Genomic DNA, 15,800 nt, shown 5'->3' on the forward strand with positions numbered 1-15,800 from the left:
ACCTGTAGTGGTCAGTGCTAGCCTGGGCTATGGCACAGAATCTGGCGCGGCGGGAGGAGCTGGCGGATGCCGGTTTGCGGGTGCTGGCGGCACAAGGCGCACGGGGGTTGACCCACCGGGCCGTCGACCGCGAAGCCAGGGTGCCGCAGGGCACCACCTCCAACTACTTCGGCAGCCGTGACGCCCTGCTGGGGGCGCTGGGCAGCCGCATTTTCGAGCGGCTGGCCCCCGCTCCAGAAGTGCTGGGGAGCGTCGGCCGCCTGCCGCCCACACTGGAACAGGCCACCGCCTACCTCCAGGACATCGTGGCCCGCACCACCCGGCACCCGGAATTGACCCTGGCCCTGTTCGAGCTGCGCCTGGAAGCGGTGCGCCGTCCCGCACTGGCCGAGATCCTGAGAGCCACGCTGGAGCGAAATTACACACTGGACACCGAATTTCACCTTCAGGCGGGCCTGCCTGGCGGCGCACAGGAGGTGGCGCTGCTGCATTACGCCGTCGACGGCCTGCTCCTCGATCTCCTGACCGTTTCGGTCAATGGCCGCCACGATCCGCCGGGGATGGTGCGCGAGCTGGCGAACCGGATTCTGGGAGCAAGCCGTTCTCGGCCGCCTGCCTGACCTGCTACAGTCCTGTCCGTGCCCGGCCCCGAAGTCCTCCTGTACGGTCTGCCCCTCGCCTTTCTGGCTGGATTCATCGACGCGGTGGCGGGCGGCGGCGGCACCATCACGCTGCCCACGCTGTTCTTCATGGGACTGTCGCCGGCGCAGGTGGTGGCCACCAACAAGCTGCTCGCCATCTTCGGCTCGGCCAGCTCTACCTTCCAGTACTGGCGCAAGGGACATCTGGAACTGGCGCTGCTCGTGCGCCTGCTGCCGCTGGCGCTGATCGGCAGCGCCTTCGGCGCGTATCTGGTGCATTTCGTCAACCCGGACGCCTTCCGCACGCTGATCGGCGTGGTGATCCTGGGCGTGGGCGCACTGGTGCTGGTCAACAAGCGCTTCGGCCTGGAAGACCACTACCCCGGTCTGACCGCCCGCACGCTGGCGCTGACGCTGCCCGGCGCCTTCGTGATCGGCATCTACGACGGCTTTCTCGGCCCCGGCACCGGCACTTTTTTGATGTTCCTGTTCGCACTGGCAGGCTTCAATCTGGTGGGCGCGAGCGGCAACGCCCGCTTCATCAACCTGGCCACCAACCTGGGCGCGTTCGTCTTCTTCCTGATCGGCGGCAAGATGGTGTTCTGGATCGGCCTGCCGATGGGCGTCGCCAACGCTCTGGGCGCCACGCTGGGCGCACGCATGGCGATGCTGCGCGGCAGCGCCTTCGTCAAGTGGATGTACGGCGGCATCGTGCTGCTGGTGTCGGTGCGGCTGCTGTTCGGAGGCTGAGGGAAGACCAGCCGCCGTGAACCCCAGCCTCAACGTTCCCTAAACAGTCAACCGTGCCTTTGAATGTCGTTCAGGGCAGGCCGCCGCGCCAGAATGGGGCATGACAGACGCCACTTCCACCCCCACCAGCGAAATTCCCACCCCCGAATCCACCGGCCCGCAGCAGGCCATCCTGGCAGGCGGCTGCTTCTGGTGCACCGAGGCCGTGATGCAGCAGGTGCGCGGCGTGACCAGGATCGAGAGCGGCTACATCGGCGGCCACACCCCCCATCCCGACTACCGCAGCGTCTGCAGCGGCGAGACCGGACACGCCGAGGCCGTTCGCGTGACCTTTGACCCGCAGCAGGTGAGCTACAAAGACCTGCTGGGCCTGTTCTTCGCCACCCACGATCCCACCTCCATGAACCGTCAGGGCGCGGACGTGGGCACCCAGTACCGCAGCGCCGTGTTTCCCCTGACCCCCGAGCAGGAGCGTGAGACCCGTGAGGTGATGGCCGATCTGGACGCGCAGGACGTGTTCGGCAAGCCCATTGTCACCAGTGTGGAACCCGCCACCGAGTTCCACGTGGCCGAGGACTACCACCAGAACTACTACAACGACAACTCGCGCCAGCCGTACTGTGCGGCCGTGATCGCGCCCAAGGTGGCCAAGCTGCGCCGGGACTACGCTGAGAAGCTGAACGCCTGAGCGGCGGCAAAGCATAAGCAGCGGGCAGGAGGCTGGGGCGGAGATGAAGGCGCCTCGGTCTCCTGCCTGCGTTGACCCTGGGCCGGGGCATCCACCCCCACTGCCCTCTCCTACAATGCGGGGTGCGAATGCGAACGCGCGTCCTGACCACCCCCTCTGCCCTGCCCCTGCGCCGCCTGCTGACCGTGTCGCGGCCCGCGCTGTGGATCAATACGGTGGGCACGCTGGTCACGGGCGTATGGCTGACCGGCAGGCTGTACACGCTAGACCCCGGCGTGCTGGCGCTGCTGCTGTACCTGACCCTGCCCTTCAACCTGCTGATCTACGGCTTAAACGACCTGTCTGACCGCGAGGAGGACGCGCGCAGTTCGCGCAAGGGCGGCTGGCAGGGCGCGAGATTGACCGTGGCCGAGGGCGGCCCGCTGCTGACCATGACGCTGGCGCTCAACCTGCCTGCGCTGGTGGGACTGGCCGTGCTGCTGCCGCCCGCCGCATCGCTGCTGCTGGCGGTGTCCGCCGTGCTGTTCGCAGCCTACAGCCTGCCGCCGCTGAGATTGAAGGGCCGCCCGTTTCTGGACGGTCTGAGCAACGTGGCCTACGCCCTGCCGCTGGCGCTGCCCGCGCTGGCGCTGGGAACGCCGGTGCCGTGGTGGCCCCTGCTGGCGCTGATGGCGTACTCGGTGGGCAAACACGCCTTCGACGCCGCGCAGGACATTCCCGCAGACCGCGAGGCCGGGACGCACACGGTGGCAACGGTGCTCGGCGTGCGCGGCACGGCCCGGTATGCGCTGACGTGGTTCGCAGTGGCCGGGGCACTGCTGCTGCCGGTGTCGGTGCTGACGGCGCTGGCGCTGTGGCTGACCTGCGGCGGCATGGCGCTGGCGCTGCTGCGTGACCCCACGCCGGAGCGGGCCGCGCGACTGTACCCGCTGAGCATCGTGACCCCGTGGATTGTGGGCGCGGTGGCGGGGGTGGGGCTGGTGTACCTGCTGGCACGCGGGCTGTGGACGGGCCTCTGAAGTCGGGGTTGAGCGTCGGCATTCTGGGCGGAGGGCTGGCGGGACTGGCGCTGGCGGCCCTGCTGGCCAGCAGAGGCCACAGCGTCACCATCTACGAGCGTGACCGTGCGGGCGGCAAGCTCAGGCGTGAGATCGTGGGTGGCCTGAGCTTCGACACTGGCCCCAGCCTGTTTACCTTTCCGGGCGTGTGGCGGGCATATCTGGAGCGGCTGGGAGAGGCTGACCCGCTGGCGCTGGAGCCGTTGACGGACGGCCTGGGCACCCACCACACCCCTTTTGGCGCAGTACCGCTGCCTGTGCCGCCGGGGCATCCACTCCATTCGGCCTGGGAAACCTACCGCGCGAAGGTTCAGCCGCTCGCCCACCCTATCGTCGCCCTGCTGACCACGCCGCCGCGCCTGACCGATCCGGTTTTTCTGCGGGCCAGTCGGACGCTGTTCGGTGTCGTCGGCCCACACCTGACCGCCGAGAGTTGGATTCGCGCTCAGCGGATGCCGCCCGCGCTGGCCCACGCCATTCGCACGCACGCCCTGAACGCGGGCCTCTCGCCTGCCGATGCAGCTGCCCTCTACGCCCTGATCCCGGCGCTGGTGGGCGCGGAGGTGTACCGGCCTGCCGGGGGAATGGGCGCTCTGCTGAACGCGCTTCTTGAATTTGTTACGGTGCGCGGAGTGCAGGTGCGGGAAGGCGCGGAGGTGACGGGAATCAAGGGAGCCACCCTCACCCTGAACGGCGGCGAGCTGGCCCAGCATGATCTCCTCGTCAGCGCGATGGATCCGCACCGACTGGCAGCATTGCGTGGCCTGCCCGCCGTGTCTCCCACATCGGAACGGACGGTGAGCGGCGTGGCGATCTACGCGGCGTTGCCCAGAGCGGCGCCGTTGCCCGCTACCTCCGTCATCCCGCCGTCCGACTTTCAACCGTTCCGCACGGCCATCCGCGCCGGAGCCTTGCCGCCCGACACGCTGGCCCTCGTCCACGCCGAGGGACGCAGGCTGGCCGTGCTGCTGACCGCCCCTGCTACCGCGCGTCCGCTGGGGCTGGATCACCCGTGGGTGCGCGCCCAGGTGGAGCGGGTGGAACGGACGCTGGGGGTGCCGGGGCTGCTGGCCTCTGCCGATGACGTGCAGGCCCTAACCCCCGAACACTACGCGGCGGGCGGCCACCCCGGCGGCGCGATCTACGGCGCGGCCCTGCCCGTCTGGCGCGGCGGGCCATTTCATCCTCAGCCCTACCGCCTGACACCCCGGCTGTGGCAGGTGGGCACGGGCGTGCATCCCGGCGGCGGCATTCCGGCGATTCTGGGCGGGGCTTTGATGGTGGACACGCTGCTCGCCAGAGCGTAAAAGGCCCCCTCTAGAATGGAGGGGGCCAGCTGAACGTTGCGCTTTACCAGCGCTCGGTCACGGTCTTGAGCTGCATGAAGTTCGCCAGGTAGTCCGGGCCGCCCGCCTTGCTGTCGGTGCCGCTCATGTTGTAGCCGCCGAAAGGCTGCACGCCCACGATGGCCCCGGTGATCTTGCGGTTGAAGTACAGATTGCCCACCTCGAACTCCTGGCGGGCCTGCTCCAGCCGCGCACGATCCCGGCTGCACACGCCGCCGGTCAGGCCGTACTCGGTGGAGTTGGCGATGTCCAGGGCGTCCTGCCAGTCCCTGGCGCGGATCACCGACACCACCGGCCCGAAGATTTCCTCCTGCGCCAGCCGGGCGCCCCGCTTCACGTCGCCGACGATGGTGGGCTGCACGTAGTAGCCCGTCTTGCCGCCGCACTCGCCGGGAGCCTGGCCGCCCAGCAGCACCGTGCCCTCCTGCGGCGCGAGTTCCAGGTAGCCCTTGACCTTGTCGAAGGACATCTGGTTGACCACGGCGGTGACGTTGGCGTTTTCCTCGCCGGTGCCCATCTTCAGCTTGCCCGCGCGCTCCACGAAGCCATTCACCACGTCGTCGTACACGCTGTCCACCACGATCAGGCGGCTCATGGCGCTGCACTTCTGGCCGTTGAAGCCGAAGGCCCCCTGCACGGCGGCAGTGACGGCCACGTCCAGATCGGCAGTCTCGTCCACGATCATGCCGTCCTTGCCGCCGAGTTCCAGCACGACTTTCTTGATCCACTTCTGGCCGGGCTGCACCTTGGCCGCCACCTCGTTGATGTGCAGGCCCACGGCGCGGCTGCCCGTGAAGGTAATAAAGCGGGTTCTGGCGTGCGTGGTCAGGTACTCACCCACGTCCTTGCCCACCCCCGGCAGGAATTGCAGCACCCCGGCAGGCAGCCCGGCCTCGAACATGATGTCGGCAACGAATCCGGCGATCAGGCCGGCGTCCTCGGCGGGCTTGGCGATCACGCAGTTGCCCGCCACGATGGGTGCGGCCAGCATGCCCAGGAAGATGGCGCAGGGAAAATTCCACGGGCTGATGCTCACGCCCACGCCCAGCGGCAGCGACATCAGGCCGTTCTCCTCGCCCTCGAACCAGGTGGTTTCCGACGAGCCGAAGCCCGCGTACTTCATGGCGCTGCGGGCGTAGTACTCCAGGAAGTCGATGGCCTCGGCCACCTCCACGTCGGCCTCGGCGTAGTTTTTGCCCACCTCGATGCTCATCAGGGCGCAGGCTTCCAGGCGGCGGGCCTTGAGCAGCGCCGAGGCCTTGAGCAGAATGCGGGCGCGGGCGTCCATATCCCAGGTCTTCCACGTCTCGAAGGCCTTCCACGCGCCGTCCAGGGCGCGTTCGGCGTCCTCAATCGTCGCCTTGGCCGTGGTGCCTACCACTTCCGAGGTGTCGCAGGGGTTGACCGATTCCAGCCGCTCGGCAGTGTCCACCCGCTCGCCGTTGATGACCAGCGGGTAGTGCTTGCCCAGCAACTCGGCACGCACTTTCTTGAGGGCGGCCTCGTAAGCCTGGACGTTCTCAGCTTTGGTGAAGTCGATGAAGTGCTGGGGGCGGTAGTCCTGAATCTTAAGCATGGTGGTCTCCTTGAAGCAGTGCGGGAAGGGTTCGGGCGAAGTCCTCAATGCTGTGGGCGGGGCGACCCAGCAACGCGGGCAGGTCATCCGAGACGTGTTTGGCGAGGCCCAGACGGGCGGTGGCGTAGATCGCCTCCATCACCAGAATCTGCGAGCGATCCACGCCCCGCGCCCGCATCTGGCGGTAAAAGGCGAGGGGGCTGGGATCGGTGGAGCGGTACAGATGGCCGGTGACGCGGGTGAAAATCTCGGCCACCTCGCGGTAGGTCAGCGCGTCCGGGCCGGTCAGCTCGTAGGCGCGGTTCTCGTGTCCGCCCTCGGTCAGCACCACAGCGGCGGCCTCGCCCACGTCGTTCGCATCCACGAAACTGGTGCGCCCGTTTCCGGCGGGCACGGCGATGATGCCCTTCTTCAGCTCCGGCAGGTGCGTGGTGGTCAGGTTCTGCATGAAGAAGCTGGGACGCAGAAAGGTGTGGGCCGCACCGTTGCCCTCCAGGTGCTTCTCCAGTTGCGCGTGCGGCGTGAACGGCAACCTGTCGGCCCCCTGGAGGGACAGCAGCACGAAATGCCGCACCCCGGCCCCCAGCGCCACGTCCAGCGCCGGGAACATGTCCTTGCTGACCTGACTCACGGCGGGCGGGCGCAGCACGAACAGCTTTTCCAACCCATCAAAGGCGTTTAGATACGTCCGGCGCTTGCCAAACTCCAACGTCCCGAACTCGATCTGGGATGGCGGGGCATCCGCAAACGCCTGCCGCACCTTTTCGGGATGGCGGGCCAGCACGCGCACCCGCGCGCCGCGCCGCAGTAATTCCCCCACCAGCGGCGTGCCGACGTTACCGGGCGCTCCGGTGACGCCGATCAACGGGCCGCTCACCCCTTGAGCATCCCTTTCAGAATGAACATCACATTCGCCGGGCGCTCGGCAATCCGGCGCGAGAAGTACGGGTACCAGTCGCGGCCATACGGGATGTAGGCACGCACGCGGTAGCCTGCCGCCGCCAGCTCGCGCTGCAGGTCGCGGCGCACGCCGTAGAGCATTTGGAACTCGTAGGCGTCCTTCTCGATGCCGTGGGCCAGCGCGAAGTGCTTGACATCCTCGATGATGTTCTCATCGTGGGTGGCGACATTCACGTAATTTCCGGCCTTCATGTGGGCGTAGACCAGTTTGCGGTAGCTGGCGTCCACGTCGGCCTTGTCGGGCATGGCGACGCTCTCGGGTTCGAGGTACGCGCCCTTGACGATCCGCAGGTTGGGGTGCAGATCGTCCAGGCTGTTGCGGTCCTCTTCCGTGCGGTAGAGGTAGCTCTGCAGCACCGTGCCGACGTGCTGCGTGCCGAACTCCTGCGCCAGGATGCGGAACTGCTCCAAGGTCTGATCCACGCGCGGGTGGTCTTCCATGTCCAGGCAGATGAAGCCGCCGTATTCCTTCGCCTTGCCCACGATGCGACGGGCATTGATCAATCCCAGATCCTGACCGTCCACCGTCTGGCCCTGGCCCACGGCGGACAGCTTGACGCTGGCGTAGGGCATGACGCCAGCCGCGTGCGCGGCGTCCAGCAGGTGCAGCACCTTGTCGGCGAACTCGTTGGCCTTGTCCGGCGAGGCCACGAACTCGCCCAGCAGATCCAGGTTGCCCAGGATGCCCTCGGTCTGGAGTTCTTTCACGGCGGCAATCGCGCCGTCCACCTCTTCCCCGGCCACGAAGCGCTGCGCCAGGCCCCAGCCCTGCTTGCGGACGAGGTCTTCCACGAACTTCTGTCCCGAAACAGTCAGGACGGCCTTGCGGTAAATCTGGTCAATCATAGAGATGCTCCTGCGTGGGTCTCAAGGGTGAAAGGGGCAAAAGTTTGGAAAGACAAAGGGATCAACCGGCGGCCCCCAGGTCCTGCATCACCAGCGCCCCGAAGGTGCGGACGTGCAGGCGGGCGGCCTCGCGGGCAGCGGCGGCGTCCCGGTCCAGCACCGCCTTCAGGATGGCGGCGTGCTGGGCCGCCGTGTCGGGGTGGGCGTTGTAGGTGCGGGTCTGGTGTTTGATCAGGGCGACGCGCTGTTCCAGATCGCGGGCCAGATCCCCCAGGGCAGCGTTACGGGCCGCCCCGGCCATGGCGCGGTGGAAAGCCAGATCCAGCCGGGTCTGCTGGCGGTAGTCCTGCGACTGCGAGGCATTCACGGCGGCCAGGGCGTCACGCAGCGTCCGGGCATCGTCGGCGGTATGGGCGGCGGCGGCCAGCGCGGCGGCCAGGCCGTCCAGTTCCTCACGCACAATGTAGGTGTCGCGCGCCTCCTGGGCCGTCACGGTGCGCACCCGCACGCCCTTGTTGGCCTCGGCCACCAGCAGGCCGTCCTGGGTCAGGCGCATGATCGCCTCGCGGATGGGGGTGCGCGACACGCCCAGCCGTTCACCCAGCTCCACCTCGCCGATTCGCTCGCCTGGAACCATCTCACCGTCCAGCACCGCGCGGCGCAGATGTTCGTACACACCGTCCCGCACCAGCACCGGCCGCGCGAAGGCAGCAGGCACAGGATGCTCGGAAAGGGTCATGTGGATATTGTATACAATATTCCGAGAAGTGGGATGAGAATACGGACGGGACGGGGGCTGACGGCCTACTCCTCCTCCTCCCTGATGGGATTGTCCTTGTTCTCGGCCAGTCGCCGCACCCCCGCCAGCGTGAACAGGAACAGCAGCGTGGCCCCTGTGGCCAGCACGTACAGGTGCAGCCCGCAGGCCACGCCCACGCCCGCCGTCGCCAGCAGGCCCGCCGCCGTGGTCAGCCCCTTGGCCCGGCCCCGTTCCGAGAAGATCACGCCCGCGCCCAGAAAGCTGATGCCGCTGACGACTGCGCCCAGCAGCCCGATCATGTCGAAGCGCACGCCGAAATCCCGTCCCCCGAACGTGCTGACCAGCGTCTCGGCCAGCACCACAAACAGCGCCGAGCTCATGCCCACCAGCATGTGCGTGCGCAGACCGGCGCTGCGGTGCAACCGCTCGCGTTCCCAGCCAATCGCGCCGCTGAGGACGAAGGCCACCAGCAGCCCCTGCATCAGCTTGAGTTCGTTCCAGAAAGATTCCATAAGGGTAGTGTAGGCAGCGCGTGTCTTTCCGGCAGCCGTGGACGGCCCCATTCTTGATAAGGTCGGCGAACTGATGAGCGCCTGTCTCCTGTCCGCCACCACCGAAGCGCCGCGCATGAGGCCCCTGCCGTGAGCGGCCTGGTGGCCCTGCTCGACGACGTGGCGGCCCTGGCCAAGCTTTCTGCCGCCTCCATCGACGACATCGGCGCGGCGGCGGGCCGGGCGGGGGCCAAAGCGGTCGGCGTGGTTATCGACGACACGGCGGTGACGCCCCGCTACGTGACCGGCTTCACCCCGGAACGCGAGCTTCCCATCATCTGGCGCATCGCCAAGGGCTCGCTGAAGAACAAGATCGTGTTCATCCTGCCTGCCGCGCTGCTGCTGAGCCAGTTTCTGCCGTGGGCGCTCAATCCGCTGCTGATGGTGGGTGGGGCGTACCTGTGTTTCGAGGGCGCCGAGAAGGTCTACGAGGCGATCTGGGGCCACCACGAGGACGGGACCGAACAGGTCATCAAACTGGCCAGCGCTGCCCACGAGGAAAAGATGGTCGCGGGGGCGATCCGCACCGATTTCATCCTGTCGGCGGAAATCATGGCGATCTCGCTGGCCGAGGTGGCGGACCAGGCGTTCTTCTCCCGCGCCTTGATCCTGGTGCTGGTGGCGTTGATGATCACGGCGCTGGTCTACGGCGTGGTGGGGCTGATCGTGAAAACCGACGATTTTGGCGTGCGGCTGGCCTCCAGCAAGGCCAGAGCGGCCCAGTCCATTGGGCGCGGTCTGGTCAAGGGGATGCCGGTGGTGATGTCGGCCCTGTCGGTGATCGGCACGGCGGCCATGCTGTGGGTGGGCGGCCACATCATCATCGACGGGCTGGACAAATTCGGGCTGAGCTGGCCCGCGCACACCCTGCACGATCTGGCCCTGGCGGCAGGCCACGCGATTCCCTTTGCGGAAGGGGTGGTGGAGTGGCTGGTGGAAACGCTGGGCTCGGCCCTGGTGGGCGTGGTGCTGGGCGGCATCATCGTGGCGGCGCTGCACCTGCGGCCCGCCAAGGCTGCGGCGCACTGAAGACCGGCGTACCGAAGAACCTAGAGCATTTGTCAAAAGTGCTGTTTGCTTTTGACCGAACGGAGTGAGTGAATTTTGCTGAGCATTTGGGAGAATGGAGGCAGCAAAAGTCTTTTTTCTGATGCAGCAATTCGGACAAATGCTCTAGAGGCGGTGGGGGTTGAACGCAGCGCCACCGCCCAACTCAGGACCGTTCCAGCAGCCATGCCAGCAGCGCCGCACGGATTTCCTCGCGCGGCTCGTCATTCAGGAGTTCGTGGTAGCCGCCCTCCTGCAGGATCAGCGTTTTGTCAGGGCTGGCGATCATGTCGAAGAAACGCTGGCTGCCTGACGGATCGGTGATTTTATCCGCCGCACCGTGAATGATCAGCGTGGGGAGTGTCCAGGTGGCGTACTCGGCCCACAGCCGCCCGCTCAGGCCCAGCATGGAGGCGGCGGTCAGGGCGCGGACCTTGCCGTGGTAGATCAACTCGTCGGCCTCGTAGGCGGCCACCTCGTCGGTCAGCCGGGACAGGCCCCCCGTGCCCAGATCGCTGACCGGGGCGGCGGGGGCCACCTTCGCCAGCAGCGGCGCCAGCGCCTTGACCAGCGCCGGTTCCTCCTGACCTACCAACAGGGCGGGGCTGGACAGGATCACGCCCGAGAGTCCACGCGGATCACGGGACGCGCTGGCCGCCGTGACCAGCCCGCCCATGCTGTGGCCGAACGCAAACAGCGGTAGCCCGTCGCCGCCCGGACGCTCCCGCAGCGCCTGACGGGCCTTCAGGTGGTCTTCCACCAGCACGTTCAGGTCCACCACCGCGCGCCGCCCCTCCGAGCGGCCGTGACCGCGCTGATCGTAGGCGTAGACGGTGAAGCCCGCCTCTGTCAGCGTGGGGATCAGGGCGTGGTAGCGCTCGACATAGCGGGTGGCGTACTCGCCCACCCCATGCGAGAGCAGGACCGCGCCGCGCGGGTTCCCGGCCTTCCAGACATAACCGCTGACGGGCGCCCCCGGCACACTCCACTGTTGATGGTCCATGTGCCGGAGTGTAGCGCTCCCCTCATAAAGCCTGCGTAAACCGCCGTCATCACGGCCAGGCGCCCGGGCGCGGCAGACTGGGACCATGGCAGACATCGCAAGGAAGGCGAACGCCCAGTGGATGGGAGACCTCAAGAGCGGGAAGGGCAACATCAGCACCGAGAGCGGCACGGTCAAGGACGCGCAGTACTCGTTCGGCACGCGCTTCGAGAACGGCACCGGCACCAACCCGGAAGAGCTGCTGGCCGCCGCCTACGCAGGCTGCTTCACCATGCAGCTGTGCGCTCTGCTGGCGGGTGACGGCCACGATCCGCAGGACGTGCGGACCGAAGCCACCTGCGAGATGGTCAAGGATGGGCCGGGCTTCAAGGTGAGCGCCATGCGCCTGAGCATTCGCGGCAAGGTGGGCAACATCGATCAGGCCGAATTCGAGAAGCACATCGATCAGGCCGCCGAGATGTGCCCCATGAGCAAGGTCATGAAGGGCAACGTGGAGATCACGCACGAGGCCGTGCTGGAATAGCACGCAGAGAACGAGAAAGAGCGCCCCGCTTCGGCTGGGGCGTTTTTGTTGGCTGCTCTGCCACCTGGCCGACGCGTCCCCGATCACCCACGGTGAGGCTGAGCGTATGGGTCACCTCTTCCACCTTGTCGGGCCACCGGCCAGCGGCAAACGGACCATCGGGCTGAAGCTTTCGGCCTTGACCGGCGCGGTCCTGCTGGACAACCACCTGTTCAACGACGCCGTGTTCAGGCCCTACGGCGCCGATGGCCTGCGGCCCATTCCGGAGGAGATTCACGCCCTGGCCGCCCAGGTCCGCACGCTGGGACTCGAAGCTGCCCGCCTTGCGCCGCGCGACGTGAGCCAGATTTTCACCAGCCACCTGACCAATCGTCCGGCTGGTGCGGCCGCCCTGAAACTGGTGCGCGATCTGGCGGCGGCCCGAAACGCCCAGTACGTCCCGGTCTGGCTGGAATGCAGCCTGAACGAGCTGGAGCGGCGGCTTCCATTGCCCGAACGGCTGGAGCTGGCCAAACTGCGTGACCCAGTGATCCTGCGGGCCACCCTGGAGGCGTCCGGCACCTTGCCCGCGCCGCCGGACGCCCTCCAGATCGAGACTACGGCGCTGGCTCCAGCAGACGCGGCGCTGCTGATCGCAGCGCATGGGGGAGCGCTGTTCTAGAACACGGGTGCGGCTGGAACGCCGACCTCATCTCCTGCCCGCTGCCTGGGTTCCGGCAGAATCACGGCAAGCGCGTCTACGGCTGTTTCGGCGCTGGCTCGTTCGGCGTTGGCTCGGCGGGCGGGGTCGTGGCGGGCGGCTCTCCCTGATTTTCCCCTGGCGCGTCGTCCTTGGGCGCCGGATCCGCCGGCGTGCTGACAGGCGGCGTGGTTGTTCCAGGCGTCGCTGGCGTTGTCGGCGTTGCGGCTGGCTTCGGCTGAACCGGGGCGGGCTCGGGCTCCGGCGCGGGCTTGTACTGGGCGCTAAAGATCCGCAGGTCCGCGTCGTCCACCTTGCGGTCCTGGTTCAAATCGCCCACCGAACTGGCCTTGCCGTAGTTGTCCATCAGGATCGCCAAGTCTTTCAGATCGATCTTGCCGTCGCCGTTCAGGTCCGCGCCGCTCAGGCGGGTGCGGGCGGCCTCGGCGGTCCAGGCCTTGAAGCCCAGCTCACGGGCCAGTTCCTGCCGCACCGCCTGCTCCAGCGGCAGCGGCCCCGCCGGGTTGAACTCGATGCGCCGCGCCCCGGCCACCGTGACCACGCGGGCCGCGACGTCAGGGTTGAAGGGTGCGGCGCTGCTCCCCGTGCCGCCCAGGGTCAGGATCGTCCCGCTGCCACTGTCCAGCGTGACCGGCAGCTCCTTGGTGCTGATGGCCCCCAGGGCAGCCTGCACGGCCCGGGTCAGGACGTCGCCCTGCGGCTGCAGCTTGACGCTGGCGGCGTCGGCCGTGCCCAGGGCCAGGCCCAGCAGCAGGCCAGCAACTCCGAGACCGCGCTTCATTTGGCCCCCAGCGCGGCGCGGATGGCATCCCGCAACTTGGCCGGATCGGTGATGGGCGTCTTGGCATCGCCCGCCGATACCTTGCCGTCGATAACCGGGTACAGGCCCTGGTTAAAGCCCACCAGCGGGCTGTCCTGTTTGCGCGTGTACAGCAAGGCAAAGACCTCCTGTCCGCTTTTCAGCTCTGGCACGTCGGCCAGCCCCTGCAGGAAGAACAGCGCGGGCTTGCCGTCGTTCTGGGGCAGGCGGGCGGCGTCCCCGGCAATGGTCTCGGCCACCGTCAGCGGGTAGGCCAGGTACGTGATCTCGCCCTCCTTGACGCTCACAGCGGGACCCAGCGTGCCGCGCACGATCACTTCGGCCTTCTTCACCTGCTGCGCCAGTGTTAGCGGCGGCGCGGTGGTGGCCCCGGCCACGCCCGCCATCAGGGCGGCCATCAACATTCCCCGGCGCATCACAGCGGTGCTCCGGTGTTCAGGGAGGCTCCCGGCTCGCCTCCGCCCGGGGGCAGCGGCGGCGCGACGGGCGTGCCATCCGGGTTCTGGTTCTCCTGCGGAGGGGTCCCAGGGTTGTCCGTGGGCGTCGTCGGCTGGGCGGGAGGGGGCGCCACAGGTGTCGCTGGCGTGGGCGTCGCGGCGGGCACGGTCTCAGTGGTGGGCTGATCTGTGCCGTCCTTGGCCTCTCCCTTGTCTTCCTGGCCGCCCGCTGGTGTCTCGGACATCACCGCCCCCGACATGAATTTGCCAGCCAGCAACTTGCCCGTGCCGTCGCGGGCCTCGTAGCCCAGTTTGGTGGCATTCAGGGTCACGGGCTTGGCCGGCTTGACGCTGATCAGGGCGATCTGGACCCCGTTGCGCGGAATGGTCCTGAAGCCCAGGTCCACGGTCAAGACCTGACCCTGCTGATGCCAGAACAGCACGCCGCCCTGTCCTGCGGCCTGCACGCGGGTCACGCTGATCCCGGCGGGCAGTTCCCAGTTCAGGCGGGCGGCCCGCACGTTTCGGGGCGCGGTGATGGTCACCGGAATGCGGGTCTCGCCGCGAATCTCCCCCGAGGGCAGCTTCGGCGCCAGCGAGAGCGGCGGCAGGGTGTTCACGTTGACCGTGTATTCCTTGCTGCGCGTGCTCAGGGTGGAATCGGTGACTTCCAGCGTGAACTTGTACGTGCCGGTGGCCGTGGGCGTGCCGCTCAGGCGCTGGCCGCTCAGCGTGATGCCGGGAGGCAGCGTGCCGCCCGCCACTTTCATGGTGTACGGCCCCGCACCGCCCGAGACATTCAGGTCGGCCTGGTATTCCTCGCCCTGATACATCACGGGCAGACCGGCGGCGCTGTCGGCAAAATACAGGATGTCCCGGCCACTTCCGGTGGATGTGCCGGTCACCGGCTGACCGCATCCAGCCACGGCGAGGCTCAGCGCCAGGGCCAGCGCGGGCCAGGTTGTGCGAACTCGCTTCATGCCTGCCAGTGTAAACGCCGCGCCGTGTCAGTCCCGTGAGTTTGCCGTGATTTACCGGAGGGTGGATGGGGGGGCACAGGCCATTCAGAGCTACACTAGCCGACCCTCTCCACGTAGTGGCCCCAGACTTTCCGGCCTCAGCGTGCGTGAACCATATCCCCCCACACCGACCACCCGAACCACCGCCCCTCCTCTGTTTTTGGCGGCTGCCCTGGAGCCTGAACGTGACTGACCTGAACGTCAATGCACAGTTGAGCCAGCCCGTCGGCATCTTCGATGCGGGCCTGGGCAGCTACGACATCGTGCGGAAGGTCAGGGCCGCCTACCCTGCCCAGGACGTCCTCTATCTGGCCGACCGGGCCAGCTTTCCCTACGGTGCGAAAAGCGAGGCCGAGCTGACACACCGCCTGCTGGGGGCCATGAACTTTCTGGTGGGCCTGGGCGTGTCCTCCGTGATCGTGGCCTCCAACGCCCCCACCATCACGGTGCTGCCCCAGCTGCGGCCAGGGTTCGGGCTGCCGGTGATGGGCGTGCATCCACCCATCCGGGCCGCCCTTCAGGCCACGGGGGAGAACGGGGTGGTGGCTGTCCTCGGGGCCAGGGTGCTGACCGACAGCGCCGCGCTGCGGGCCTACGTCGCCAGGGAGGCTGGAGAGGCCAGCAGCCGCGTCGTGTACAACGAGGCTGGCGGGCTGATTGATCTGGTGGAGACTGGACTGTTTCTGAGCGATCCAGCCACAACGCAGCGCATGGTCTCGGCGTTTGTGGCGGCGCTCAGGCCGCAGCATCCTGGGCTGGCGGGCGTGACCCTCTCCAGCACGCACCTGCCGTGGCTGGGTGATTTTTTCAGACAGGCGGCCCCAGCCCTTCAGGTGTTCGATCCAGCAGACGAGGTGGTGGGCCAGTTCGCCCCCTTCACGACTCGCGGCAGCGGCGAACTCGTCACGCTGGTTACGGAGAGTCCGCAACAGCCTTTCCGTGAATTTCAGGAGCTGCTCAACCGTTTGGGCCTGAACCTCCAGCCCCGTGCCGTGCGGATTTAAGGACGATCTCTCCCCCGTTTCCACGCCACTTCGGCGCACCAGCCACGGTCTTTTTCTGCCCATGCTCTAGA

18 protein-coding genes are annotated in these 15,800 nt (G+C 67.6%); 9 read left to right on the plus strand and 9 right to left on the minus strand.

The features are described from left to right. Positions 1–29: 29 nt before the first annotated feature. The 5 genes from FHR04_RS07265 (at position 30) to FHR04_RS07285 (ending at position 4,444) form a co-directional block, all read left to right on the plus strand. Positions 30–620 carry a TetR/AcrR family transcriptional regulator gene (locus FHR04_RS07265; protein ID WP_139402025.1) on the plus strand — a complete coding sequence of 197 codons (591 nt, stop codon included), beginning with the start codon at positions 30–32 and terminating at the stop codon, positions 618–620. An 18-nt stretch (positions 621–638) separates the two neighbouring features. Continuing rightward, positions 639–1,391 (plus strand): TSUP family transporter, encoded by a 753-nt coding sequence (locus FHR04_RS07270; protein WP_139402027.1) that lies wholly within the window; start codon positions 639–641, stop codon positions 1,389–1,391. Between the two features lie 100 nt (positions 1,392–1,491). Beyond that, positions 1,492–2,079: a peptide-methionine (S)-S-oxide reductase MsrA gene (gene msrA, locus FHR04_RS07275; RefSeq protein WP_052195450.1), complete on the plus strand. Its 588-nt coding sequence runs from the start codon at positions 1,492–1,494 to the stop codon at positions 2,077–2,079. 128 nt (positions 2,080–2,207) lie between these two features. After that, positions 2,208–3,098: a UbiA family prenyltransferase gene (locus tag FHR04_RS07280; protein ID WP_139402029.1), complete on the plus strand. Its 891-nt coding sequence runs from the start codon at positions 2,208–2,210 to the stop codon at positions 3,096–3,098. An 8-nt stretch (positions 3,099–3,106) separates the two neighbouring features. Beyond that, complete coding sequence (locus FHR04_RS07285; protein ID WP_249039021.1) at positions 3,107–4,444, plus strand: phytoene desaturase family protein; 1,338 nt, start codon at positions 3,107–3,109, stop codon at positions 4,442–4,444. 43 nt (positions 4,445–4,487) lie between these two features. Here the strand turns inward: FHR04_RS07285 and pruA are convergent, their stop codons facing one another. The 5 genes from pruA to FHR04_RS07310 all read right to left on the minus strand — a co-directional run bounded on the left by pruA (position 4,488) and on the right by FHR04_RS07310 (position 9,137). Then, the gene (pruA, locus tag FHR04_RS07290; RefSeq protein ID WP_139402033.1) at positions 4,488–6,059 is read right to left on the minus strand and encodes an L-glutamate gamma-semialdehyde dehydrogenase; all 1,572 of its coding nucleotides are present in this window, start codon (positions 6,057–6,059) and stop codon (positions 4,488–4,490) included. Next, a complete protein-coding gene (locus tag FHR04_RS07295) occupies positions 6,052–6,936 on the minus strand; it encodes an SDR family oxidoreductase (RefSeq protein ID WP_170213883.1) in 885 nt (294 codons plus the stop codon). Before FHR04_RS07295 ends, pruA begins: the two co-directional genes overlap by 8 nt. Further along, complete coding sequence (locus tag FHR04_RS07300) at positions 6,933–7,865, minus strand: proline dehydrogenase family protein (RefSeq protein ID WP_139402037.1); 933 nt, start codon at positions 7,863–7,865, stop codon at positions 6,933–6,935. The genes FHR04_RS07295 and FHR04_RS07300 overlap by 4 nt, the downstream gene beginning before the upstream one ends. 61 nt (positions 7,866–7,926) lie before the next feature. Then, a complete protein-coding gene (locus FHR04_RS07305; RefSeq protein WP_139402039.1) occupies positions 7,927–8,604 on the minus strand; it encodes a GntR family transcriptional regulator in 678 nt (225 codons plus the stop codon). Positions 8,605–8,669: 65 nt separating this feature from the next. Continuing rightward, entirely contained in the window at positions 8,670–9,137 is a 468-nt protein-coding gene (locus FHR04_RS07310) for an MgtC/SapB family protein (RefSeq protein WP_039684768.1), read from the minus strand. A 129-nt stretch (positions 9,138–9,266) separates the two neighbouring features. On the opposite strand from FHR04_RS07310, the gene FHR04_RS07315 reads away from it, so the two are divergent. Next, a complete protein-coding gene (locus FHR04_RS07315; RefSeq protein WP_139402041.1) occupies positions 9,267–10,205 on the plus strand; it encodes a DUF808 domain-containing protein in 939 nt (312 codons plus the stop codon). A 184-nt stretch (positions 10,206–10,389) separates the two neighbouring features. Here the strand turns inward: FHR04_RS07315 and FHR04_RS07320 are convergent, their stop codons facing one another. Next, complete coding sequence (locus FHR04_RS07320; protein ID WP_139402043.1) at positions 10,390–11,226, minus strand: alpha/beta hydrolase; 837 nt, start codon at positions 11,224–11,226, stop codon at positions 10,390–10,392. Positions 11,227–11,311: 85 nt separating this feature from the next. Here FHR04_RS07320 and FHR04_RS07325 point away from each other — a divergent pair, with 85 nt between their 5' ends. Further along, positions 11,312–11,749, plus strand: a complete 438-nt coding sequence (locus tag FHR04_RS07325) for an OsmC family protein (protein ID WP_039684774.1) — start codon at positions 11,312–11,314, stop codon at positions 11,747–11,749. 106 nt (positions 11,750–11,855) lie between these two features. Continuing rightward, entirely contained in the window at positions 11,856–12,410 is a 555-nt protein-coding gene (locus FHR04_RS07330; protein ID WP_221265306.1) for an AAA family ATPase, read from the plus strand. A 76-nt stretch (positions 12,411–12,486) separates the two neighbouring features. Here the strand turns inward: FHR04_RS07330 and FHR04_RS07335 are convergent, their stop codons facing one another. The 3 genes from FHR04_RS07335 to FHR04_RS07345 are packed head-to-tail and all read right to left on the minus strand — an operon-like array spanning position 12,487 to position 14,686. Continuing rightward, complete coding sequence (locus tag FHR04_RS07335) at positions 12,487–13,230, minus strand: hypothetical protein (protein WP_245616314.1); 744 nt, start codon at positions 13,228–13,230, stop codon at positions 12,487–12,489. Continuing rightward, positions 13,227–13,685: a hypothetical protein gene (locus FHR04_RS07340; RefSeq protein WP_139402157.1), complete on the minus strand. Its 459-nt coding sequence runs from the start codon at positions 13,683–13,685 to the stop codon at positions 13,227–13,229. The genes FHR04_RS07335 and FHR04_RS07340 overlap by 4 nt, the downstream gene beginning before the upstream one ends. Next, a complete protein-coding gene (locus FHR04_RS07345; RefSeq protein ID WP_139402045.1) occupies positions 13,685–14,686 on the minus strand; it encodes an Ig domain-containing protein in 1,002 nt (333 codons plus the stop codon). The genes FHR04_RS07340 and FHR04_RS07345 overlap by 1 nt, the downstream gene beginning before the upstream one ends. Before the next feature lie 224 nt (positions 14,687–14,910). Here FHR04_RS07345 and FHR04_RS07350 point away from each other — a divergent pair, with 224 nt between their 5' ends. Next, positions 14,911–15,729: a glutamate racemase gene (locus FHR04_RS07350; protein WP_170213884.1), complete on the plus strand. Its 819-nt coding sequence runs from the start codon at positions 14,911–14,913 to the stop codon at positions 15,727–15,729. Positions 15,730–15,800: the final 71 nt, after the last annotated feature.

This window comes from Deinococcus radiopugnans ATCC 19172, from assembly GCF_006335125.1.
GTDB lineage: Bacteria > Deinococcota > Deinococci > Deinococcales > Deinococcaceae > Deinococcus > Deinococcus radiopugnans.